A 23,804-nucleotide genomic window follows, 5' to 3' on the forward strand; every position below is an offset into this window, starting at 1 on the left:
GCTGATTTTTGCGGGTTTGGCTGTTTTGATATCCGGAGTAGACATAGAACCCCCCTTTCTTTGTGGAAAAAGAATAAATTAAAGATACATTTTTTGAAAAAGTGTATGAATTGAACAAAAAAAATAAAAGTGTTCTATTCTTTCAAGATATTATTTTGTAAGATGATTATATCAAAAATATCCCAGGGAAATTATAGCACAGAGAACAGCAGATGTTCAATAGGTGCACTTTTTATTTTTGAAAACGGATCCGAAATTCAATTCAGAATACGAAAGGATAGAGTAGAGCATGGACACAAAAACGAAAAGAGGATATGGGAAAGGCTGGCTGCTGATTCTATATGCATTTTTAGGATACTTCACAGCGACAGCAGTAGGAAGCGCAATGAATGCTGCATCTGGAACTTTGGCAGACTTAAGAGGATGGAATGCAGCCGTACTTACAAGTTTAATATCATTAGGCAGCATTGCTAATATCGTAGCAGGATTTGTACTTGGTAAATTATCTTCTAAGTATTCAGCTAAAAAATTAAGTTTAATCTGCTTTGGAATCTATGTAGCCGTGATGCTAGGCTTAGGAGCAACATCAAACTTTATGGTATTTGCCATCTGCCTGATTCTTGCAAACGGGATTTCAAATGGTATTGGCTACCAGTTGTCACCGGTATTGATTTCAAGATGGTTTCCGAAGAGAAAAGGTATTATCATGGGACTTGTAACTATGGGTATCCCACTCTGCTCAGGCGTGGCTACAATGATCTATCAGGCAGGATATGGAGCCATGGGCTCTATTGGAGGATTCCTCCCGTTTATCATTATTGCAGTTGCGGCGGCAATCATCTTGATTGTATTTCTCTCAGATAATCCTGCAGACAGAGGATTTGCACCTGATAATGGCATTAAAGTAGAAGGAGCTAAGGAAGAAGCAGTTAACAAAGACAGCATATGGACAACTTCCAAATTGCTTCGCACACCACAGGTATGGGTTCATGGTATCACATTAGGCACTCAGCTGTTATTTGCGTCAGGCCTTATGGTGCAATTGTTCCCAAGACTTCTGGAGATTGGCTTTGATGAAGGGACAGCGAGCATGATGATGCTTGCATCAGGTCTGCTGGCACTCCCTGGGTCTTACCTCTGTGGAGTCCTGGATTCCAAGATCGGGGCACGTAAGGCAGCCTATTCCTCTTTCATATTCGGAATCCTAGCAATGGTGCTTAACTTAACCGGAACAACAGCCGGCGTGTGGATTTCTCTCGTATGTATCGGTATGGTTGTGGGAGGGGCTGCTAACTGGCCTGCATCCCTCTGCATCGAAGAGTTTGGTGACAGCTTTGCCAATGGATATGGAATTATCCAGCCGATCATACAGGTAGTCGGCGCTATCGGACCTGCTTTCTTTGCGGCATTCTATGGGATTACAGGAAGCTACCGCATTCCATATATCTGTGGAGCGGTATTGATGCTGGTGGGCCTGATTTGCTTCAAGCTGTTTGCAAAAGAAGGATTTGTGAAAGCAGAAGAGGAAAAGTGCGCAGCGAAATAAGAATTTGGCCGCGGCAGATAATTGTAGATTTAGTGGAAGGCAAAGCGGAGGCGAGGCAAGGGGCGTTTGTCCCTTGCCTCCTTTTCTGGCTTTCGGCATCTGCCCGCTGATAAATGCCTTCTGCTGCTGTATGTTTGTGAGCGGCCCAATGCATTTTATTTTGTACCTGTTTAAAAAACGTAATCGAACTTTCAGCCTTTGGATCATAATCAATGCTGGTTGCATATATTTCCAAAACCTTTCTCCAAAATACTTTTTCTGAAGAACGGATGTCACGGATACGATATAGTAACTCGTCAAAATAGTTTCCGCCCCCAAGGTTTTTAATACGGTCATCATCCAGTGCAAATCCCTTTTTCATATATTCCTTCAAAATGGAGCCGTCTGGTCACGTTTGATTTCAATTTACTGGTTTCCTAATGTTTCTTCGAGAAGAACTCTAATAATTCAGCCCTGGTACGCTCTTTTCGGAAATAGTCCAGGTTGTCATGGTCTACATAGATTTCCTGCAGCAATTTCAGAAGCAGAGGCTCCTCGGAAGGGGCAAAACAGGCCATGATGATGACACGTATCTTGCTGGAATTCCAAAGGATTTGGTGCCTTAATGTGGCAACAGAAAGCTGTGTTTTTTTCGCGGGCACCAAAGAATAGAGAAACAGTGCACCCGGCTGAAAGCCATAAGTGTAAGTCGATTCTCTTCTTAGCATATCTTCCGTGAACTTCTGTGATACCAGCCCCTCCTGAATAAAATCATCAGACATGGATTCGATGATGGAGAACTGGCTGGCTTCGCTTATGTTCTCATGCCAATATGCATCAGGCAAAAGGCTTGATAAGGATTGGGCCTGATTCTTAAATAGGAATTTGAGGCAAGTATCAGACACAAGTTTCTGAATACGTATATAGTCCTCCGGAAGCATGTCGGGAGAAATGCGCAAAACCTGTGTGGCTGGATTGTCCGTAATCTGTTTCTTGACGGTAGTCAGGACCAGATCCGTATTTCGGAAATTATGGGCACTTCTCGCATTTACCGGCAGGAGAGCGGTAATGTTCAGGTAATTGCCAAAAGCGCCAAGTGTCTTTTGCTTGATTGCCCAAATAGCGGTTAGATTCAAGTGGCAGCAGATGACCGTACGTATGCGGTTCTCCGGGTGGTTGGCCCAGTACCCTTCGATGGCTCCGGAGATGCAAAGAGCCAGATAAAGCAGCTCTGTCTCATCTAAATAGTAGCCCAGGTATTTTAAAGCAATTGGCTGTATGAGATACGCAATCTCGGATTCCATCAGAAGATTCCGGCGGAGAAGATTGGCATTACCCTGGGCATTCAAGATATGGCCGGGCATTCTCAAGTAGCGCAGATACTGTATCAGCGTAATATAAAAATCTTCGTCTGTGGAAAAATCGATATGGAACATGGAATCGATCAGCTTCAGATAGCAGTCTGTCATTTCAATCAGGAGGGAATCGAAGTGGCTCGTGATAGTATGAAACGTCAATTCCTCTGCATTTAACAGATGGCTGTTACACAAATGCTGATAAATGGCATCCTTTTCCTGGTCAGGAAACACACAGGAAAAAGCTTCTTCCATAGAGTCAAAGATATCCTTGCATAACGAGGAGATCGTATCGTCTTTATCAGCCGGTGAAGGAACTTCGGCCAATACATGTCCTGATAACATGCGGTAGTACATAATCGCGAGTGACAGATTCAGGGTAACCAGATTTGCATCCTCAATCTGAAAATGATGATGATATAACTGTCTGGCCGTTATCTGCATGATCAGATCCATAATCTCTGCATCCAGGAACTGGTAGCTGTAGTATGCATTTCCTGTGGCATTATAATCCCAGTCACTCTGGAACAGCCGATTCAGAATGGCACGGCGTTTGGACTCGTCAGGTTCAAATTCCCAGGTGTCGTCAACGTGGTTCAACTTGATATAAGGGTCGGAAAGCATATAGAGCCGTTTTAAAGTTGCAATATCATTACTTAACGTGGTTTTGCTCACATACATCTCATCTTCCAGATCATATTGATCCAAAGGCACATCTGACAGACATAATTGAAACGTCAGATAGCGGATACGGTCTTCTCTTGTCAAGAACAGATCATCCGTTTTGAACTGTTCCAGAAAGGACGGCAAATCCGGGCACTCTAAAAGATACCCCTTGCTTCGTTCTGCCGATATCCTTGCCCCGCAGGTGGTAAGCGCATGGTTTATTTCCACAATGTCACTCCGGATAGTACGGGGAGAGACGCCCAGCTGTTTGGCCAGGGCTTTCCCTGTGACATGAGAGGTCTGGTTCTGTATGAGATTGAGCAGTTTGCGCTGCCTTAAAGACAAAGTAATCGTTTCCATAATAACGCTCCTTTTTTTCCGATGTGCTTGACATTAATTCTAGCAGAAACCATTTCCTCTTTAAAGAGGAAAAAGTGGATTTGAGACAGAGCGCGAAAATAGTTACCATTGCATTAGGAACAAAATGACAGGAAAAAGGAGAAAGAAACATGGCATTTGAATTTTTTGTAAAGAGTGATATTACATTTGGCAGGAATTCTGTAAACGAGCTGCCGAAGCTCATAAAAGGGTACAAGGCTAAAAAGGTAATGCTTGTCTATGATGCAGGTGTGAAATTCGCGGGTATTGCAGATACCGTGCTACATAGCTTAAATGAGGCAGATGTGGAAATCGTGGTTTTTGATAAAGTTATCCCGAATCCGACGAACGAGATTGTTGAAAAGGCAGCCGTAATAGCCAAGGAAGAAGAGGTGGATGCCTTTGTGGCTGTCGGAGGAGGCAGCAGTATAGATCTTGCAAAAGCAATTGACGTCCTGATGACCAATCCCGGGCCAATCGGACGATATGGCGGAATCGGCATGGTGGAACATGACTTGCTCCCGCTCATCGCAATTCCGACTACAGCCGGAACTTCCAGCGAGATTACCAATGTCAGCGCCCTGATTGATACGGAAAAGGTCATCAAATATGTCGTTATCGATAATAAGCTGGTGCCCTCCAAGGTCATCATCGATCCGGAATTCACCAAAACGATGCCTGCATCCGTAACCGCTTCTACCGGCATGGATGCAATTACACATGCAGTGGAAAGCTATATCTCCAATATGGCAACTCCTCTGACCGAATACAATTCCCTGCAGGGGCTGAAAATCATCTATCACAACCTGCCCAAAGCAGTAAAAGACGGTTCCGACATGGAGGCGAGGGAGCAGATGATGTTAGGCTGTGTCATCACGGGATTCGGGTTCTCGAATGCCAACCTTGGGCTGGTACATGGAATCGCCCATACCTTGAGCGCCCATTTCCAACTGGCACACGGAATGGCAAATGCAACGGTGCTTCCATATGTAATGGCTTTTAATGCCAAGAGCTGTCCCGAGAAAATGGTGGAGCTTGCAAAGGCCATTGACCTGCCGGTTACCGGCGATATAGACACGGATAAATATCTTCTTTCTGAGGAACTTCTGAAACTGACGAAAGAGTTAGGCATAAAGACATTATCCGAGCAGGGCATTACGGAGGAAGATTTTGAAATGGTTGCAGACGATGTCCTGAATGAGCCTGTGCTTGGATTCAATCCAAGACAGAATGTTACGAAAGAAGATGTCCTGGCTATTTTAAAGAAAGCGTATTGATCAAATAGAGAGGAATACAGACATTGAATAACACACAGAAAACTAAAATCATTCTTGCGATTGTAGCAATTTCATTCATACAGGGTCTGCAATACTGTGTCTCGCCGGTATTGGGACAGATACAGGAGCATTATCTGGATATCAATGTATCACTGGTACAGATGCTGATTACCGCTCCGGCATTGCTTTCCATGATCGTTGCATTAATCTCCGGTGGCTTAGTGGTGAAGATCAGTAAGAAAAAATTGCTTCTATTTGCAGCACTTGTCGCCGGCGTCACAGGATTTCTGCCGTATCTTGCAGACAGCTTCTGGCTGTTGTTCATCTCAAGGACACTGTACGGAATCGCGCTGGGACTGGCCTGCACCTTGAATACGGCCGTTGTAGCGGAGTTCTTTGAAGGGGATGAGCGTGTATCCGTCATGGGGATACAGGCGGCAAGCATCGGCGTCGGGATGGTCATCATCACCACGTTAGGCGGAAAGTTAGGAAGCCCTGGTTTTACTTATTCTTATCTTACGAATATCATAGGATTCCTTTCTTTTCTTGTCCTTGCGGCTATGCTTCCGGATACCGGAGTTTCCAAAGTCACTCAGACAGAAAAGATACGCTTGAATAAGCGGGTGTTCCAGGTTGCATTTTTGGGGTTTTTGGAATTCTTGTTCTTGATTACATTTACAACGAATATCGCAATGCACATAAGCGGTGCACTTGCGGGAGATAGTTCCGTATCAGGGATCCTGACCGGTGTCTTTTCCGGGGCCCAGATCGTGATGGGACTGGCGCTCGGATATGTTACGAAGGTGACCGGGAACGCAACACTTCCGGTAGCGATGCTAAGCTTCGTGGCAGGAGCGGCCCTTTTGATCCTGTTTCCGTCTAACCTGCCAATTCTCCTGGCCGCAGCGGCTCTCTGCGGATTTTCCCAGGGGATGTTCATTCCACAGGCGATGGTGGACGTTGCGAATGCCGTAAGACCGGTTGCCACAGCCATGGCTTCTGCCTGCTTTACCTGTGCCATGTGCTTTGGGCAGTTGGTATCACCCAGTGTCCTGAATGCCATATCGCGGTTCATTTACGGTAAAGTAAGCACTTCCAATGTATATACGATTGCAGGAATCGGAATGGCAGCCTCAGCGGCAGCCGGATTCTTGATGATGAAGACACCAGGGTCAAAAAGTCCTGCGTTTCATGGCACCATGGAAAAGCAGAGCTTGGGACCCGCAAAACATAAGAAAGTGGAGGAAATACAATGAAAAAAACAGTAGCATTATGCACATCCATTCCGGAAAAGCAGATGGAGATGATCAAGGAACAGTGCGACATCACAATCTGCGGAGAATTAAAGCACGGCAAAGGAAACGTCACTGAGGACATGACCCGGGAAGAATGTATGGGACATGAGATCGTAGTGTTAGGAGATGAGTATGCAGGGGCAGACACTATAAAAGCCTGGGCCAAATCCGGGATGCAATTCATGGGAGTTGCGAAAGGAACACCCGCGACGGTTGATCATGATGCCATTCAGGATGCGGGACTAGAGCTGTCTTACACACCGGGAAGAAACCGTGTGGCAGTGGCGGAATTCAACATGGGTCTGATGATTGCAGCGGCACGGAACCTGACGCTTAGCTGTACCGGACTTTCTAAAGGGGAGCATACAGGCCCGGTCAAGGAGAATCTCTATGATGTACCGGATGTAAAGAACGTTACATTCGGACCATTGGATGAGAACCATCCATTTACAGATTATGGTATTGGTTTTGAATTGTACGGGAAAAAACTTGGTATCGCAGGATATGGTGCCATCGGACGTGAGGTAGCAGTAAGGGCAAAGGCATTTGGAATGGAAATCTTAGCGTACGATCCCTATATGCCGGCGGAAAAAATTGAGGCAGACGGAGCAACGGCAGTGAATCTTGATATCATGTTAGCGGAAAGTGATATGGTCAGCATCCATCTTCCGGTTCTTCCATCCACCAAAGCAATCGTGAACAAAGATTGGTTTTCTAAGATGAAGCCGACGGCTTATCTGATCAATACTGCAAGAGCCGCGGTCATCCATCAGCAGGATTTGGTAGAGGCGCTTCAGAATCAGGAAATCGGCGGTGCTGCTATCGACGTTTATTGGGAAGAGCCGGTACCGGCCAACCACCCTTTGCTCTCTATGAGGAATGTCGTATGCACCCCACATATGGCAGGACTTACAACGGACGTTGACAACTGGTCAGGAACCATGATGGGGGACGAAGTGCTTGCATACTTGAAGGATGAGCCAAGAAAATATATTTGGAAGGTAAGAAAATAAAGGAGAAAAGCCATGGCAAAGAACTGCTGTAAAGGGAAAGAAAAGTATTCACATTTATTTGAACCGATCAGAATTGGCAACATACGGTTAAAAAACAGGATCATCGCAGCGCCTACCAGCCCAAGCATGATTACAACAGAAGGTCATTTTACACCGGAGATGATTGCGTACCTGGAAGAAAAAGCAAAAGGCGGTGTCAGTGTCGTCACTTATGGAGAGGCAATCGTACATTCCGCAACCGGGAAGTCGCACAACAAACAATTGCAGTTAGATTCTTTTGGCGTCAAGCAGGGAATGGCCCAGGCCGCAAGAGCTATCCATAACTGCGGGGCTTATGCCAATATTCAGCTGTCCCACGGCGGAATGTACGGCGGTCTGGAAAGTGTAGGCGGAGACCAGGACCGCCCGTCTGTTGCCTATGGGCCAAGCAAGATGAGCATGCCGGCAGGTGAAGTAGAGGAGATGCCAAAAGAACTGATTTTTGAAATCGTAGAGTCCTATAAGACCGGTGCGAAGCTCTGTAAGGACTGTGGATTCGATATGGTTCAGTTCCATGCGGCACATGGCTGGCTGTTCTCACAATTTTTATCGCCTGTATTCAACAAGAGAACAGATGAATTCGGAGGCTCATTAGAGAACCGTGCAAGATTTATGCTGATGGCACTTGATGCTGTCAGAGAAGGGGTCGGCCCCCGTTTCCCGATTGAAATCCGCCTCTCAGGAGATGACCTTACGGAAAACGGGCTCCGGATGGAGGACTGTGTCAAAGTTGCGAAGATGGCGGAAGATAAGGTTGATTTGTTTAACGTATCCTGTGGAAACCATGAAGACCCGGAGATGTTCTGCCGGACACATCCGTCCGCATTTTATCCACGCGGGGTCAATGTCTATCTTGCCGCTGAAATCAAGAAACATGTAAAGAAACCAGTTGCATGTGTAGGGTCCCTCAATGACCCGGCGCAGATGGAGCAGATTCTTTCAGACGGGCAGGCAGATATTGTTGAAATCGGACGCGCACTTCTCGCAGACCCATATCTGGCACAGAAAGCATTGGAAGATAAGGCAGATGACATCACACCATGCCTGCGCTGTTATGAATGTTTTGGGGAGACATCCAAAAGTGAGACTGTCAAATGTACCGTCAATCCAACCATGGGACAGCAGCTTCCGGAAAAGTACGGGAGAAAAGAGCCAGAAGCCCTGAAGAAAGTCTTAATTGCAGGCGGCGGCCCGGCAGGAATGCAGGCGGCAATTACGTTAGCCGGAAGAGGGCATGATGTGACAATCGTAGAAAAATCCGGTAAATTAGGCGGAAATCTGCACCCTGCTGGAGCGCCTTATTTTAAAGAGGATATTATAAAGTTTGAGCATGTATTAGAAGAACGTGTGGCAAAATCCGGCGTAAAAGTCATTCTGAATACAGAAGTGACACCAGAGTATGTCAGGGGATTTGATCCGGATGCCTTATTTGTGGCGATTGGTTCAAACGAATTGTGTCCGCCCATTAAGGGAATAGACCTGCCACATGTCATCATGGCGATTGATGCAGAACTGCACCCGGAAAAGCTTGGAAAGAAAGTGGCGATTATGGGCGGCGGCCTTGTGGGCAGCGAAGCTGCGGTATCTTTCAGCCACGAAGGGAAAGCATGCGCCATTATCGAGATGAAGCCATCCGTTGCAGAGGAAGTGAATTCCTTCTACCGGGGCGGATTGATGGCAGAAGTAGAGAAGTCGGCAGATATCTACGTTAATACGAAAGTAAAAGAAATCAGGCCAGACGGCGTCTTATGTGAGTCACATGGAGAAGCATTTGTCGTAGAGGCCGATTCCGTTGTATGCGCACTGGGATTCCGCTCCCCGTACGAGAAGGTGGATGCGCTCTGTGAGTGCGTAGATGAATACTATATCGTAGGGGACTGCAGCAATGTGGGCCAGATCTATCAGGCGACCAATCAGGCATATTATGCAGCACTGAGAGTCTGAATTCTATCTGAAAAAGGAGGACCATACATAAATGAGCATTTTGGAACAGATTTATGCAAAGGCAAAATCAAATCCTCAGAGAGTTGCTTTCCCGGAAGCGGAAAATGAAAAGATGATGCAGGCAGCTTATGAGACAGGGAAAGAGGGGCTGGTCATACCAATCCTGGTCGGTGACGGGACAGAAATAAAAGCGTTATGCAGAGAAAGAGGATATGAGGAAGAAGTATTCGACATAATCGATATGAAGGAAGAGTCATATCGGGCGGAATTGATAGCCGCTTACGTTTCTCTTCCGGGGACGCTACTGAAGGAAAGAGCCGTGGGCAGACGTATGGAGAGTCCATTGTATTACGCGATGGTGATGCAGGCTGTCGGAGCGGTGGATGTTACATTCGCGGGAATCGATAATACCACAGGGGATGTATTGATTGCCGGGCAGACCATCATCGGATTAAAGCCGGGAATCAGCACTATTTCTAGTATCGGCCTCTGTGATATCCCGGGTTTTGAAGGAAGTGAGGGGTCGCTATTGGCAGTTGGCGACAGCGCGGTGTGTACGAATCCAACCGCAGAGCAGCTTGCGGATATTGCAGTCTCTGCCTGTGAGACCGTAAAGAGCTTACTCGACTGGGAGCCGAGATGTGCAATGATCAGCTATTCGACTCTGGGAAGCGGACAGGGCGAACTGATTGATAAAGTGGTAGAAGCACTTCACATTGCCAAGGAGAAGAGGCCGGATTTAAAGATAGACGGAGAATTCCAACTGGACGCGGCAATCAAGCCGGAGGTCGCGGCTAAGAAGGTTCTAAGAGAAAGCGATGTTGCCGGTAAAGCGAACATACTGATCTGGCCGGACTTAAATGTAGGTAACACATCGGTAAAACTGATTCAGACCTTTGGCCATGCTAATGCATACGGGCCTATGCTACAGGGCTTCAACAAAGTGGTGTGCGACTGCTCAAGAGGAGCACCGGTGTCCGAGATTAAAGGGAATATAGTAATCAGCGCGGTACGCGCAGCAGGAAGTAAGTAAGATTCAGGATGGGGGAAGGCTTTATGATCAGATGTATGGAAATGCTTTATGACATGTTTGAAACATCACAGGCAGAATGTATCAAAGGGTTTGGACATTCTCTGACAGAACGCAGCGACATGACCCGCTATGACAATATCATCTACGGGCCTGATCCAGCCTTTCATACACTGGATATCTACCGTCCTAAGAATCGGGAGGGTGAGAGGATTCCTGTTATCATCAACGTACATGGCGGCGGATGGATCTACGGGTCAAAGGAAGGGTATCAGTATTATTGCATGACATTGGCAGAGAAAGGTTATGCAGTCATCAATATGAATTACCGGCTTGCCCCAGAGTTCCATTTCCCATCGCCTGCCCTGGACTTGAATTTCCTGATACAGTGGCTGATGGAGCATGCAGAAGCCTATCAGTTGAATCTGGAGCGCATCTATGGCGTGGGAGATTCTGCAGGTGCCCATACGCTTGGGCTGTATGCTGCTATATGTACCAATGAAGAATATGCAAAGAAATTCTCCTTTGTGGTTCCTAAGAAAAATGTGTTTGCTGCAATTGCACTAAATAGTGGCGTGTATCTCTCCTGTATGGAGGAAGAGAAAACAGATCTCACGAGAATCCTGGTGTCAGAGTACCTGGGCGCCGCGAAGCCGGAAAGTATAGTGCTGTTTGACTATATGCAGTATGTGGATGAACGATATCCGGCCACATTCATCATGACTGCAGAACATGACTTCGTGAAAATGCAGAGCATACGATTTGCAGAACGTCTTTCGGAAAAATCAGTGAACTGCGTGTTTCGTCTGTATGCCAGCAGAAAGCACAAGCTGGGACATGCCTTTCATTGTGACCTCAGGCTTCCGGAAGCTCTGGCTTGTAACCAGGAAGAGACAGCCTTTTTTGAAACTCTTTTTCATGAATAAGAAAGAGGATTTCTTATGGTGGACAAGGCGAAAATAATCATTGCAGATACGCGGCAGCTCCAGGGGAAAGAAGAAGTAATCCTTCCGCAGATTGCGCCATGCTACGCGATGAAGTACAGGAGCACTAAGATATGCCGGGATGCCAGGCAGGAATTAGCGGCAGGGTATTTGCTTAGCAAGCATCTGGGAGTCACCAGGGATGAACAGCTTACATATAATGCCTGTCATAAGCCGCGGCTGGCATCGGGCACGGCATGTTTCAACCTTTCTCACAGTGGGAACCTGGTAGTGCTTGCCATTGCCGGATGTGAAGTCGGTGTTGATATAGAAAAGATTATGGATGTTCATGAAGCGACAGTAAAAAAGATGTTTTGTGAAAAGCAGCAGGAAGAGCTGCTTCAACTGGAAGGAAGAGCAAAAAATGAAAGATTCACAGAGCTGTGGACAACGTATGAGGCTATGCTCAAATTAAAAGGCACCGGGTTTGAAGACAGCTGGGATAAGATAAAAGCACCAGTTGCGTGTCATCTGCATACCACGAAAATTGATGATTATTTTCTTTCCTGTGCGACGGAAAACCAAACACATTTTGAAATACTGTTCTGGCATATCGATACCTGGCATAATACAATGAAATCAATGAAAAAACAGTAAATGGAGGAAATAAATCATGACAAGAGAAGAAGTAATCGCAAAGATGATTGAGTACGCCGCAATGGCATTTAAAGTGGATGCTGCGACGATCGATGAGAATACGGATATTGCACAGGAGCTGGGAACTGCATCTACTCAGAGGGTCGCAATGAGTGCTTCCATCGAAAACGATTTTGATGTGATGATTCCGGTGGCAAGATTCGGAAACTACAAGACAATCGGAGACTTGGCAGACTTCGTTATGGAAGAGATGTAAGGGGTGATATTGTGGTTCATAATGTAAAAATCGGTAAAAACATGAGAAGCGTGTCCATCGTTGGAATCGGCGCAACGCCATTCTTCAATGGTATAAGCAATCCTCAGTATAAAGGCCTTACCAATGGCGAGTTGTTCGGATATGCGGCATTGGATGCAATGAAAGATGCACAGGTAGAGCCGAGAGATGTACAGTATTTCTTCCACGGCTCAGCAAATCCGCATGTATTAAACGGATGTATTACACCGAACCTCCAGGTTGCCGACTGGTTCGGCATGAGAGGAAAAGGTTCCATCTCCCACTCGGAAGGATGCTGTACCGGATATATCGCACTGGAAGAGGCTGTATTTGCAGTGGCAAGCGGTGCCTATGAAGTGGTGCTTACCGGATGCAGTGAACAGGGTACCGGCATGCCTGACGGCAATACACCGGATCACATACGTACCGCTCTGACAACAGAAGTGCTGTTCCCCGATTTGGATTCTATCTTTGACCGTGCCTATGGCAGATACCTTGGCGGCGGACCGGGGATGAACCATGATGACTGGATCAACTTCTACGCAAAAGAGAACGGATTGACTCCGGACCAGGTTGACGATGTACTGAACCATCAGGCCTATCATTTCAGACGGGCAGCCGAATTGTGTCCTCGTGCGATTCGCAGGACCCCATATGAGAAGCTGGCCGAAGAGGCAGGATATGAGGATGTCTGGGATTATATGAAGTCCCCAAACAATCCAAAGATGACACAGTATCTAAGGACTTCCAGCGACTCCTGTGTAGCGGACGGCGCGGCCTGCTGTATCGTAGTGCCGACTGAAATCGCCCATCAGTTTACAGACAAGCCGATTGAAGTATTGGCAACAGGCGCCTCTGTATTAGATGCCATCGTACCGCATCTGGAGAAGAAAGCAACGGCAGAAGCAGCACGCCAGGTATATGAGGCTACAGGGCTTACCGCAGATGATATGGATCTGTTATATGTCAATGACTTTATCGGTTCCTCTGCCTTCCTTGCAGCAGAAGAGATCGGATATCTGCCGAAAGGTGAAGGCTGGAAATATGCTCTTGACGGACGGCTGGCATATGACGGAGACAAACCAATGAACACCAATGGCGGACGGACTTCTTACGGACATGCATTTGCCGCATCCGGAATGGCGGATGTATTTGAAGCAGTTGTCCAGATGCGTGGAGAGGCCGGGGAACGCCAGATTAAGAAAATGCCAAAGCATACGTTCTTAAGAGGATTCGGTGGAGCGCAGAATGTCCGTGCAACCATTTTAAGAGCGAACTTTTAAGGGAGATGGATGATGGATCAGAATAGAATCAGTACAGAAGAGTTTTGGAATCCGGAACATGTGGTAGAAAAGTTCTGGAATGGCTTAAAAGAAGGCACCATTTACGCAAAGAAGTGTAAAGAGTGCGGGGCAATCGAATTTCCGCCTCATCACGCCTGCAACGCCTGTGGCTACCATGATACAGAGTGGACGACACTTACCGGAAAAGGGATGTTAAAGACATTTGTATTTACCGGTGCATTAAATGCCAGACTCGAGCTGGAAGATATGGGATTAAAGTATGTGTGCGGGGAAGTGCAGTTTGAGGAAGGGCCGGAGATGAACGCGGTCATTCTTGGAATCAGCAAGAAGAAGGCCAGAGAGATAACAGATCATCTTCCGGTAAGGGTCCGCCCGGTATTCTATGATATGGGAAGATACACGACACTTTTCTTTGAACTTGACGAATAATCCGGAAAGGGATGGAGGACAGCAATGGACAGATTAAATGTATTGTTAGTGACCGGGCTATTGACAGCAGAACATCAGGGACGGGCCATAACAGGACGGCTAAGGGAACTGCTGGAAGCAACGGGACGCTTTCAGGTTGCGATTGTAGAGGAATTCCGCAATATCACACCGGATTATCTAGAACCGTATGATGTGATTTTCGTAGACTATGACGGGAAGACATGGCCGACCGATAAGGCAAGGCGGTTCGGGGAGAAGAGCGAACAGGCAGTGTATGAGTTCGTGTCAAAGGGAAAAGGAATTGTATTTTACCATTCGTCCATATGGGTCGACGAGGACTGGCCGGATGAATGGAGGAAACTGCTTGGCGGCTATTGCTCTATGGAACAGGGCTGCAGACGTTGTCCTAAGGATGATCACTTTGTTGAGACCATGGATGAGAATCATCCGATTACAAAAGGAATTGACAAGAAATGGATGAATGTATTCGACGACCTGTTCACGCAGCTCATCATTCATCCGGAGGCCAGGATGCATGTCCTGTCAGCAATCTATGACGATGTTGAAAATTATAGGATCCCTGGTTTCCCGCCGCCGCACCATCCGGTAGAGATTCCGGACGGTAAATTAGAGAATATGGCAGGCGTTAATGCATATACGCCGGTTATCTGGACCAATGAGTATGTCAGGGGCCGTGTGTTCGCCACTTCCATTGGACATTGGGAGGCGCTTGACCGGTTCAATTTTATCACAATGCTGGTGCGTGGCGTGGAATGGGCCGCTACAGGCGAAGTGACATTGGAGAAACCAGACAGGTCAGGAGATAACCGCTTAAAGCTGTTTCCGTACTATGATAATGCCAGGGTCAAAAAGTAATGCGTTTCATGCGGGCATGAAAAAGCATGACTTTGGGACCCGTAAAAACATGAGAAAGTAGCCCGAAAAGGAGCAAAAATGGAAACATTTAAAATCTTTACAGTCAATCCCGGATCAACATCCACGAAAATTGCGCTATTTGAAGGTGGAAAAGAATTATTTTCCGGAAATGTAAGCCACGATGCCAGGAAACTGGCAGAGTATGCAACGATTTCTGACCAGTTTGCATACCGGAAGGAGACGATTGATACCCTCCTTATAGAAAACAAGATTTCTCTTGACCAGGTGGATGCATTCGTCGGACGTGGCGGCGGCCTGCTGGCGATGGATGGGGGAACCTACGAGATTGATGACCTTGTACTGGACCATGCGACACGCGGAGCAAATGGGGTTCAGCACCCGGCCATGCTCGGGCCGCAGATTGCTTATGAATATGCGAAGTCCTATCATGCGAAAGCGTTTGTAGTAAATCCACCGGACGTAGATGAATTACAGGACTTGGCAAGAATGACAGGAATTAAGGGCGTGTATCGTGTGATTCACCTGCATGCATTGAACCTGAAAGAAACGGCAATCCGCCATGCAGCAAGTTTAGGCAGGAAATATGAAGACTGCAATTTTATCGTATGCCATATTGGAGGGGGCATTTCGGTATCTGCACATCGGAACGGAAAGATGATTGACGGCTTCGATATTGTCGGAGGGGAAGGCCCTATGGCACCGACCAGATGCGGCAGCATCAGTGTTGCCGACTTATTAAAATATGCGCAGGATAAAGACTTAAAAGACCTCCGATCACTTTGTACGAAGAATGGCGGATTCGTGAATCATACCGGCATTTCAGATGCGCTGGAACTTACGAACAGAGCCAAAGAAGGCGATAAATATGCCGAAATGTTATGGAATACCATGGTTTACCAGATTACAAAATGTATTGGCTCTATGGCTGCGGCACTCCACGGAAAGCTGGATGGTATCCTTCTTGGCGGCGGAATGGTCTATAATGAAGACCTTGTCGCACAGATCAAAGAGGCCTGTGAATGGATAGCGCCTGTTACTGCCTATCCTGGGGAATTTGAGATGGAAGCGATGGCCTCCGGGGCGGTCCGTGTGCTAAGTGGCGAGGAAGAAGTGAAAAAATATAGTGGCGTTTGCAACTTTACAGGCTTTGATTTTTGAAAATAAGAGCAAAGGAAGGTAAGAAGAGATGAAATATGAAAGAATCAGAAAAATTGTATTAGATGCAATCCTGGATGCAGTAGGCCAGGGGTTGATCAAAGGAACATCCGGCAACATTGCGCTTCGCGATGATGAAGATGATGTCGTTGCAATTACACCAAGTGGGATTGCATACAGCACTATGACAGCAGAGGATATCGCAATCGTAGATATGAACGGGAAATGGCTGGACGGACCATACAAGCCGTCCTCTGAGGTACCGATGCACACAGCTGTCATGCGCGCAAGGCCAGATGTTAAAGCAACCGTACATACACATGCGATGTTTGCAACCATTATGGCAATGGGAGATGGAGAGATCAAAGCGACAACGCCGCCCCAGTGTGAATTCGTACCAGTGAGAGTCGTGCCATTTACAATGCCTGGAAGTGATGATGTAGCTGATAAGGTAGTCGAGGCATTGGGCGAAGAGGGCAGAGCCTGCCTCATTAAGAATCACGGAATGTTCTGCTGTGGGAAAGACATGAAAGCCGCAATGTCAGCAACGGTATATACAGAGGAGATGGCAGTTACAGAATATCATGCCAGATTGCTTGGCACATATGAGCCAATGCCACAGGAAGCGGTAGATGCAATGCAGGCTTTAATTAAAGCTGATCAGGCTGTTTAGGGAGGCACCAAGGACGAGATGCACTGCTTGCCATGTTGCGCCACTTGTCCCCCTTTTATCAAGATTGACAAAAATGTATAGATGCTGTAGAATAAAGTACGAAATTCAACAGAAAAGGTGATGGAAGTCCGGCGTATCAGATGCCACATAATCAGTGGTGTGGATATGACTGGAAAAGAGTAGATAAAATCAATTCAATAGGGAACGGATCGGCTGATACTATCAGTTTAGTTTTCGTACCTAAAGTTTGATTTTATTTTACTCTTGCTTTTCTTCATCTTATGAGGATTAGCCGTAGAGTAACATCTACGGCTTTTATTTTTGCTCGAAATTTAAGGAGGATATAACAATGTATGATGGTATTAGCAAAAGATTTGAACTGCCTACGCTCTACAAAGAAACCGAAGCTGCATTTTGGGATGATGATCATATATCAAAACAAATGCTGAAAGCTCATCTGGATCCAGATTTTAATGGAGCAAGCAGAAAGCTGGACTTTATCGAAAAATCTGTTTCATGGATAAAGCAGATTATGCCTTCTCAAAGCTATCCGTCTTTGCTGGACGTTGGCTGCGGCCCCGGATTGTATGCTGAAAGATTTACGGCAGGGGGCTATATGGTAACGGGGATTGACTTCTCAAGGCGTTCTATCGGTTACGCCAGACGTTCGGCCCAAAAGGCCGGCCTGAATATCCAATATATATGCCAGGATTATTTGACGCTGGATATAGGTAAACCGTTTGATTTATCCACGATGATTTACTGTGACTATGGTGCATTATCAACTGATAATCGGAGAGTCGTTTTACAAAACATATATAGACATCTAAAGCCAGGCGGAAAGCTATTGCTAGATGTTTTCTCGATGGCTAGATATAACAGCTTTCAAGAACAACAAACCTGGGAGCTGCACAAACATGGGGGATTCTGGCGTGAGAAAGAATATGTCGAAGTAAATAAAACCTGCAAATATTCTGATAGTGTCACATTAGAACAATTCATCATTGTTTCAAGTCAAGAGATTGTCACCTACTATTTATGGAACACCTATTTCACAAAAGAGACGCTTGCAGAAGAAGTAAGAAATGTCGGCTTTAAGATATGTGGGATATATGGTGATGTTGCAGGGGGTCCGTTTAGTGAGGAAAGCCCTACTATCGCCATACTTCTTATAAAGTGACAAAATTATTCATATGGCTTTTAATCGGGCCGCCAGCTGATTTTCTCATATCCAAGCATGTCCTTGCTATAGACGGCTTCTCTTGCATGTAGTAAAATGGACTCACTAGAAAATAAAATTTCGGAGGAATGGATGTGGGGAAAAAGACGGAACAGTCTCAAAGAGTATACGATGAGATGGCGTGGGATTATGATTCTGCCCCGGAGGGAAAGTATACAAGATCTCATAAAGAGGAGATTATTAAGAAGGCTGTGCTCAGGGAAGGGGATAATATCCTGGATGTTGCCTGCGGTAACGGCAACCTGCTTGGAGAACTTTCCAAAAAGGCGAGAGTCAATGCTTTTGGTGTAGACATTTCTGAAAATATGATCGCAGCAGCCAGAGAAAGACACCCGGATTGTACCTTTGCGGTGAGTCCCTGCACACCTCTTAGTTTTGAAAACGGGAGCATGGATGTCATAACGGTGTCCTGTGCCTTCCATCATTTTGAGTCGCCACAGGCATTTGCCGATGAATGTATGCGGGTATTGAAGAAGGACGGAAGAGTATTTATTGCCGAACCATATTTTTCACCAGTAGTACGGTGGCTTGCCAATATGGTGGTGTTTCCTTTTTCAAAAACGGGCGATGTAAGAGTGTATAACCAAAAAGAACTCCGATTATTTTTTGAATCGGCTGGTTTTACTGATATGGAATCCTACTTAACAGGTACAGTGCTATTTTTCACAGCAAGAAAATGAATGTCGTTTTACCAGACTTAAAGTGGTAAAAAATTCTGGAGGCCGGGAAGAAATCGTATTTGCGTATCCGGTATATTTTAGCAAACTGCCGAAAATAGTATACGATTTCATACACGGCAACCAATCCGTATTTTCAGGAAAGAAGATATTCATTATTGCGACCATGGGATTAATCAGTGGGGATGGAGCGGGGTGTTCTGCGAGGCTGCTTGCAAAATGCGGAGCTAGTATTATCGGCGGACTTCATCTGAAAATGCCTGATTGCATCGGGGATGAAAAGGCGCTGAAAAGGACGAAGGAACAAAACCACCTGCTTGTAAAAGGAGCAGAGAATAAAATAAAGGAAGCGGCAGAAAGTCTAAAGCAGGGCACGCCTGTGAGGGAAGGGCTTGGCTTTTGGTATCATATGGCAGGCTTATTCGGCCAGAGGCTGTACTTTTATAACAAGACAAAGAAGTATTCAGATAAGCTGCATATTGACAGAGAGAAATGCATCGGGTGCGGAATATGCGTATCCGCCTGCCCTATGGAGAATATATCGCTACAGTCGGGAAAAGCCCGTCAGCAGGGAAGGTGCACCATGTGCTACCGATGCGTCAATTATTGTCCGAAGCAGGCAATTACGCTGTTCGGCAAGAAGCTGTATGAACAATGCTCGATAGAGAAATATCTGTGAATACGCCAGATATGAATACATTGTTTCATCCTTTGCAATATTCTGCACAATCCTATGGCCAGAGCGGTCTTTTATGTCCGTCCCTTCATTTGATTTCCGCCCGTCTTTTCCTGATAGTTACAGCCATTTAGCCGCCCAGTCCGCTAGCTCCCTGCCGGATACGTTTACTGGAAAGCACTTGCCGTCTAATACCTTGGCACCGGATGCAAGAGCAGCCATGTTTCTGCCGGAACTGCCCATGCCGCTTCCGCCGGATGTTGCGAAAGGGATAACGGTCTTACCGCTGAAATCACAGGATTCCATGAAAGTGTCGATAATAGACGGTTCTCTGTACCACCAGATTGGAAATCCGACGAATACGACATCGTACTGTTCCATATCTGTTATTTTAGTACGGATTGCCGGACGGCAGCTTCGGTCATTCATTTCGATGGAACTTCTGCTGTCTCTGTCCTGCCAGTCAAGATCTGCATCTGTGTAAGGCGTCTCTGCCTGAATTTCAAATATATCTGCTCCAATCTCATCTGCCAGCCTTTCTGCCAGTCTTTTTGTTACACCACTTGCGCTAAAGTACGCCACTAATGATTTGCTCATAAGAATCCTCCTTATATTGAAACGATAGTTGCGGTTATATCCGCCGTCTACAAGTTGAATATACAACTTGAAGTTCACTTCAAGTCAATAGGTATTTTGAAAATTGCCGTAAAAGATTGAACAAAAAAGGTTTTGCCAGGCAGAAATGAACCACCGGGCAAAACCCATTAGGGCGAAAGGTACCGTATATCAGGCAAAAGGAGACTGCCATACATTACGGTAATCTCCCTCGTCTATTCAAACTCTATCTTCCCATGCTTATTCTCGAACTCTGCGACATGCTTTTTCATCAAGACTTCTAATTCCCGGTTGGCAGAACGCGCATTATATTCCGCGACATAACGGAACATCTTAAGCAGCTGGGCGTCTGTCCTGACCGTAAATTTTACAATATCAGATGGCATAATAGAACCTCCAAAAAGAATTTGTGGTTATTATACCGTCTAATTGACGGCAATATTCCGAACTGACGTCTAGGTGACGGCGTAAAATGTAAAATAAAATACTATGATGCAGGCATCATATAGTCCGAAAGACGGTTGAATTATGTTGACGTCAATATGACGGCATAATATAATGTGAACATAGAAAAAGTCTCAGGATAAGAATGCTATCACAGGGCACGATAGTAGTATAAAGAACAATAAATTTTACCAGAGGAGAGTCATATGAGTAATATTAAAGAACTGGTCAAACTGGCTGCTGACAGTATGAAGAACCGGACATTGGACGAATTGCTGGAGAATGACAGAGGATTCCAGAACAGGCTTGAAGAGGAGAAAGAAGCCCTCGAAGCGGTGAAGGAGCTGGGCTTGACAGAAGAGCAGAGATCTGCGGTGGAGACCTTGGTCTCCAGGAAAGATGAAACGGAGTATGATTACCGCGTGAATGCCTATATGGCAGGTATGATCGACGCATATGAGATTTTAAAACAGTTTGACTTGACCAAGGAGTAGACACGCCGTTACCTTTACATTTGGCAAACCGATGCGATATATGATAAGATATAGGGACAGTGACCATATACGGCAGCAGAACTTTGCCGATATCGACGAGCTGTCCCGGGAGGCCGGGTTATTTGACTTCGTGCTTGCGGACCTGGGCGTCTCATCTATGCAGATTGACAATCCGGACCGGGGGTTCACGTTTAAGGCAGAAGGACCGCTGGACTTGCGCATGAATCCTCAGAAGGGGCAAAGCGCCGCCCAGAGGCTCAGGGAGATAACGCAGGAAGAGCTGGAGGGGATGCTGACGGAGAATTCCGATGAGCCTTACAGCGCTGAGATAGCGGGAGCAGTCACGAGGAAGATCAAAAGGGGAGGGGGGGCCGGGTGGCAATACTGACATTCCATTCGGGTGAAGACCGTCTGGTAAAGAAGTCGTTCAAGGAAATGGAAAGATGCGGAGCATACAAAGAGATATCGCGTGAAGTCATACGGCCGTCCCATGAGGAGTGCAGGCAGAATGGACGCGCCCGCTCGACGAAGATGCGGTGGGCAGTTTGAATTTCTGATGATGGAAGTGATGCAGTGCGGACTGAACTGGAATATGATGATACAGAAAAGGGAAATCTTCCGTGACTGTTTTGACGGATTCGATTACATAAAAGTTGCCCTATATGGTGAGGAAGATATCGAAAGGATCATGCAGACCGAAGGGATGATTAGGTCCATGCGTAAAATCGAGGCGGCAATCCACAACGCCCGCTGCTTTCAGAAGGTGCGGGAAGAGTTCGGCTCTTTCAGCGCGTACCTTTGGAGGTTTTCGGACGGGAAGACCCTCTTCTATGAGGGACATGAAAGCGGAATACTGCCGGCAAGAAACGGCCTTTCTGATGAAGTCAGCAGAGACCTGAAGAAGCGGGGATTCAAGTATCTCGGCTCCGTCACCGTATACTCCCATCTACAGGCGTGCGGCATCATCAATGACCATGTGAAAGAGTGCTTCCGGTATCAGGACACAGCAGAGCGCCTTCCGGACATTTGATAGAAAGCGCGTAAGGCCGGGGCTTAAGGATATCACATCGGTTTTAAATTCTTCTCCAGGCGTCCCGCCATCCACGCAAGGCGTCTGGAGCGTCCTGCCTCGGTTCTGGCATCCAGGTATGCTCTCGTATAAGTCTTCTGAACAGACGGGGACATTCCCTGGAAATTAGAATATGCCTGTCCATACTCTTTCAGCAGTCCGGCCACCATTGCTATCTGTACCTCCGTGACAGCAGCAGGGCCGGCCGGCTTGTCCCATCTGCCGTTTTTCTTTGCCTCTTCTATTTTCGCCCGGCCATAGTCGGTCATCAATCCACGCTGAATCAAGTCTTCCGCTAACGCCTTATTCTTGGGAGACCATTTGCTGCCGATTCTGCGTGCAGAAAAATATTTGACATAGGATACGCCGTCAACGCGTTTCATCTGTCCGTCGATCCAGCCGAACCAGAGCGCCTCTTCCAGTGCTTCGCCGGCTTTTACCGTAACCAGTTCCCTCGTCTTTCCAAACAGCAGCCAGACCCCTTCGCTTGACGTGCAGTTATCCCTAAGCCAGCATCTGAACTCCTCTCGGGTTTTAAAATGTAGTGGTTCGTTCATGATACCTCCTCCTATATTGCAAGAAGTGAAATAGTAGTCTGCTAATTATACCATGCCGCCTGACGTAAGAGAAAGCAGAATCTTCTTAAAATTCGATTGACTTGATGGGAAATAAGTGTTATATTACATATATAACAGATGTAATAGCTGCAGATGCGGCAGTGAGGTGATGACAATGGCAGTAAAAAAAGATTATTATGATATTCTTGGAATTGATAAGAAAGCAGAAGATGCTGCGATAAAGAAAGCATATAGGAAGCTGGCGAAGAAGTGCCATCCTGACACGAATGCCGGTGACGCACAGGCGGAACAGAGATTTAAGGAGATAACAGAAGCATATACGATATTAAGCGATCCAAAGAAACGTAAGCTGTATGACCAGTTCGGGCATGCCGCCTTCGACGGAAGCGGGGCAGGGGCAGGCTCCGGAGGTACCGCAGACGGCGGGGGCGCATATAGGGAGTACCATTTCGAGAACGGCAATATGGACGATATCTTTGGTGATATGTTCGGAGACATTTTCCGCAGCGGCAGATCAGGCGGCTACGCCTATGACGGCTCCGGTCCAAATGGCTTCGGGCGTTCAGGCTTCCGGGCGAAAGGTGCAGATATACGGGCAGAAGTGGCCGTTAGCTTTGATGACGCCGCCTTTGGCTGTGACAAGATCATCAGCTTACAGGATATGGAGAAAGGCGGCGGGGCGGTACAGTCTCTTCAGGTCCACATACCGGCTGGCATAGAGAGCGGCAAGAGCATCCGGCTCAGAGGCAAGGGCATGCCGGGGGTCAACGGAGGCGGATGCGGCGATCTGCTTTTAAAAGTGATGGTCGGAGAGAAATACGGGTTTGAACGGCAGGGGCAGGATGTGTATACGACAGCATCCGTACCGTTTGTGACGGCCGTCCTCGGCGGCGAATTGCGTGTGCCGACACTCTATGGCGATGTGATCTGCAAGATTCGGGAAGGGACGCAGTCAGGGACTAAGATACGGCTCAAAGGCAAAGGAATCGTATCCATGAAGAACCACGATCTCCACGGCGACCAGTATGTGACGGTACAGATCGAAGTCCCGAAGAACTTAAGCCAGGAGGCCAGACAGAAGCTGAAGGAGTTTGAACAGGCGTGCGGATCAGGTGGGCGCGGAAAGAAAAAGAACAGCGTGGCATAGCTCGTGTAACGGCGGCAGGTTGACAGAACC

24 protein-coding genes and 2 pseudogenes are annotated in these 23,804 nt (G+C 46.8%); 21 read left to right on the forward strand and 5 right to left on the reverse strand.

All coding sequences use genetic code 11. From position 1 onward, the window contains the following. The first annotated feature begins 289 nt into the window (after positions 1 to 289). A complete protein-coding gene (locus E1963_RS00630) occupies positions 290 to 1,546 on the forward strand; it encodes an MFS transporter (protein ID WP_132273943.1) in 1,257 nt (418 codons plus the stop codon). 91 nt (positions 1,547 to 1,637) lie between these two features. On the opposite strand, the pseudogene rhuM reads toward E1963_RS00630, so the two are convergent. Continuing rightward, positions 1,638 to 1,925, reverse strand: a pseudogene (gene rhuM / locus E1963_RS22455) (RhuM family protein); the annotation flags it as partial. 37 nt (positions 1,926 to 1,962) lie between these two features. Further along, positions 1,963 to 3,906: a BglG family transcription antiterminator gene (locus tag E1963_RS00640; protein WP_132273946.1), complete on the reverse strand. Its 1,944-nt coding sequence runs from the start codon at positions 3,904 to 3,906 to the stop codon at positions 1,963 to 1,965. 149 nt (positions 3,907 to 4,055) lie between these two features. Here E1963_RS00640 and E1963_RS00645 point away from each other — a divergent pair, with 149 nt between their 5' ends. From E1963_RS00645 to E1963_RS00720, 16 genes are all read left to right on the forward strand, one after another. Then, positions 4,056 to 5,201: an iron-containing alcohol dehydrogenase family protein gene (locus E1963_RS00645; protein WP_132273948.1), complete on the forward strand. Its 1,146-nt coding sequence runs from the start codon at positions 4,056 to 4,058 to the stop codon at positions 5,199 to 5,201. A 23-nt stretch (positions 5,202 to 5,224) separates the two neighbouring features. Continuing rightward, a complete protein-coding gene (locus tag E1963_RS00650) occupies positions 5,225 to 6,457 on the forward strand; it encodes an MFS transporter (RefSeq protein ID WP_132273951.1) in 1,233 nt (410 codons plus the stop codon). Further along, positions 6,454 to 7,509: an NAD(P)-dependent oxidoreductase gene (locus tag E1963_RS00655; RefSeq protein ID WP_132273954.1), complete on the forward strand. Its 1,056-nt coding sequence runs from the start codon at positions 6,454 to 6,456 to the stop codon at positions 7,507 to 7,509. Before E1963_RS00650 ends, E1963_RS00655 begins: the two co-directional genes overlap by 4 nt. Before the next feature lie 12 nt (positions 7,510 to 7,521). Further along, entirely contained in the window at positions 7,522 to 9,492 is a 1,971-nt protein-coding gene (locus E1963_RS00660) for an oxidoreductase (RefSeq protein ID WP_132273956.1), read from the forward strand. Positions 9,493 to 9,523: 31 nt separating this feature from the next. Beyond that, complete coding sequence (locus E1963_RS00665) at positions 9,524 to 10,525, forward strand: phosphate acyltransferase (protein WP_132273959.1); 1,002 nt, start codon at positions 9,524 to 9,526, stop codon at positions 10,523 to 10,525. A 23-nt stretch (positions 10,526 to 10,548) separates the two neighbouring features. Continuing rightward, complete coding sequence (locus E1963_RS00670; RefSeq protein WP_167482079.1) at positions 10,549 to 11,448, forward strand: alpha/beta hydrolase; 900 nt, start codon at positions 10,549 to 10,551, stop codon at positions 11,446 to 11,448. Between the two features lie 15 nt (positions 11,449 to 11,463). Further along, complete coding sequence (locus E1963_RS00675; protein WP_132273965.1) at positions 11,464 to 12,102, forward strand: 4'-phosphopantetheinyl transferase family protein; 639 nt, start codon at positions 11,464 to 11,466, stop codon at positions 12,100 to 12,102. A gap of 16 nt (positions 12,103 to 12,118) precedes the next feature. Next, the gene (locus tag E1963_RS00680) at positions 12,119 to 12,358 is read left to right on the forward strand and encodes an acyl carrier protein (protein ID WP_132273968.1); all 240 of its coding nucleotides are present in this window, start codon (positions 12,119 to 12,121) and stop codon (positions 12,356 to 12,358) included. Between the two features lie 11 nt (positions 12,359 to 12,369). Beyond that, a complete protein-coding gene (locus E1963_RS00685) occupies positions 12,370 to 13,659 on the forward strand; it encodes a thiolase family protein (protein WP_132273970.1) in 1,290 nt (429 codons plus the stop codon). Positions 13,660 to 13,671: 12 nt separating this feature from the next. Beyond that, positions 13,672 to 14,109: a Zn-ribbon domain-containing OB-fold protein gene (locus tag E1963_RS00690; RefSeq protein WP_132273973.1), complete on the forward strand. Its 438-nt coding sequence runs from the start codon at positions 13,672 to 13,674 to the stop codon at positions 14,107 to 14,109. Positions 14,110 to 14,133: 24 nt separating this feature from the next. Then, entirely contained in the window at positions 14,134 to 14,985 is an 852-nt protein-coding gene (locus E1963_RS00695) for a ThuA domain-containing protein (RefSeq protein WP_132273976.1), read from the forward strand. Positions 14,986 to 15,063: 78 nt separating this feature from the next. Beyond that, entirely contained in the window at positions 15,064 to 16,164 is a 1,101-nt protein-coding gene (buk, locus tag E1963_RS00700; protein WP_132273978.1) for a butyrate kinase, read from the forward strand. Positions 16,165 to 16,192: 28 nt separating this feature from the next. Further along, positions 16,193 to 16,834 (forward strand): class II aldolase/adducin family protein, encoded by a 642-nt coding sequence (locus E1963_RS00705; RefSeq protein ID WP_132273981.1) that lies wholly within the window; start codon positions 16,193 to 16,195, stop codon positions 16,832 to 16,834. Between the two features lie 349 nt (positions 16,835 to 17,183). Further along, positions 17,184 to 18,014, forward strand: coding sequence for a class I SAM-dependent methyltransferase (locus E1963_RS00710; RefSeq protein WP_132273983.1), 831 nt, complete (start codon positions 17,184 to 17,186; stop codon positions 18,012 to 18,014). Positions 18,015 to 18,142: 128 nt separating this feature from the next. Next, entirely contained in the window at positions 18,143 to 18,754 is a 612-nt protein-coding gene (locus E1963_RS00715) for a class I SAM-dependent methyltransferase (protein ID WP_243117508.1), read from the forward strand. A gap of 22 nt (positions 18,755 to 18,776) precedes the next feature. After that, the gene (locus tag E1963_RS00720) at positions 18,777 to 19,430 is read left to right on the forward strand and encodes an EFR1 family ferrodoxin (protein WP_132273989.1); all 654 of its coding nucleotides are present in this window, start codon (positions 18,777 to 18,779) and stop codon (positions 19,428 to 19,430) included. A gap of 117 nt (positions 19,431 to 19,547) precedes the next feature. On the opposite strand, the gene E1963_RS00725 is transcribed toward E1963_RS00720, so the two are convergent. Then, positions 19,548 to 20,024: a flavodoxin gene (locus E1963_RS00725; protein WP_132273991.1), complete on the reverse strand. Its 477-nt coding sequence runs from the start codon at positions 20,022 to 20,024 to the stop codon at positions 19,548 to 19,550. A gap of 233 nt (positions 20,025 to 20,257) precedes the next feature. Further along, positions 20,258 to 20,428 carry a hypothetical protein gene (locus E1963_RS19530; protein WP_167482080.1) on the reverse strand — a complete coding sequence of 57 codons (171 nt, stop codon included), beginning with the start codon at positions 20,426 to 20,428 and terminating at the stop codon, positions 20,258 to 20,260. A 264-nt stretch (positions 20,429 to 20,692) separates the two neighbouring features. Here E1963_RS19530 and E1963_RS00730 point away from each other — a divergent pair, with 264 nt between their 5' ends. From E1963_RS00730 to E1963_RS00740, 3 genes and pseudogenes are all read left to right on the forward strand, one after another. After that, positions 20,693 to 20,980: a hypothetical protein gene (locus E1963_RS00730; protein WP_132273994.1), complete on the forward strand. Its 288-nt coding sequence runs from the start codon at positions 20,693 to 20,695 to the stop codon at positions 20,978 to 20,980. A 67-nt stretch (positions 20,981 to 21,047) separates the two neighbouring features. Continuing rightward, positions 21,048 to 21,529: pseudogene (gene mraW, locus E1963_RS22460) on the forward strand (16S rRNA (cytosine(1402)-N(4))-methyltransferase); the annotation flags it as partial. Beyond that, positions 21,489 to 22,010 (forward strand): DNA-3-methyladenine glycosylase I, encoded by a 522-nt coding sequence (locus tag E1963_RS00740; RefSeq protein ID WP_315974340.1) that lies wholly within the window; start codon positions 21,489 to 21,491, stop codon positions 22,008 to 22,010. The pseudogene mraW and the gene E1963_RS00740, both read left to right, overlap by 41 nt. A 32-nt stretch (positions 22,011 to 22,042) precedes the next feature. On the opposite strand, the gene E1963_RS00745 is transcribed toward E1963_RS00740, so the two are convergent. Then, on the reverse strand, positions 22,043 to 22,606 hold the full coding sequence (locus E1963_RS00745) for a YdeI/OmpD-associated family protein (protein WP_132273996.1): 564 nt from the start codon (positions 22,604 to 22,606) through the stop codon (positions 22,043 to 22,045). 175 nt (positions 22,607 to 22,781) lie between these two features. On the opposite strand from E1963_RS00745, the gene E1963_RS00750 reads away from it, so the two are divergent. Next, positions 22,782 to 23,774 (forward strand): DnaJ C-terminal domain-containing protein, encoded by a 993-nt coding sequence (locus tag E1963_RS00750; RefSeq protein ID WP_132273999.1) that lies wholly within the window; start codon positions 22,782 to 22,784, stop codon positions 23,772 to 23,774. The last annotated feature ends 30 nt before the right edge of the window (positions 23,775 to 23,804 follow it).

This window comes from Extibacter muris (genome assembly GCF_004345005.1).
Taxonomy (GTDB): Bacteria; Bacillota; Clostridia; order Lachnospirales; family Lachnospiraceae; genus Extibacter; species Extibacter muris.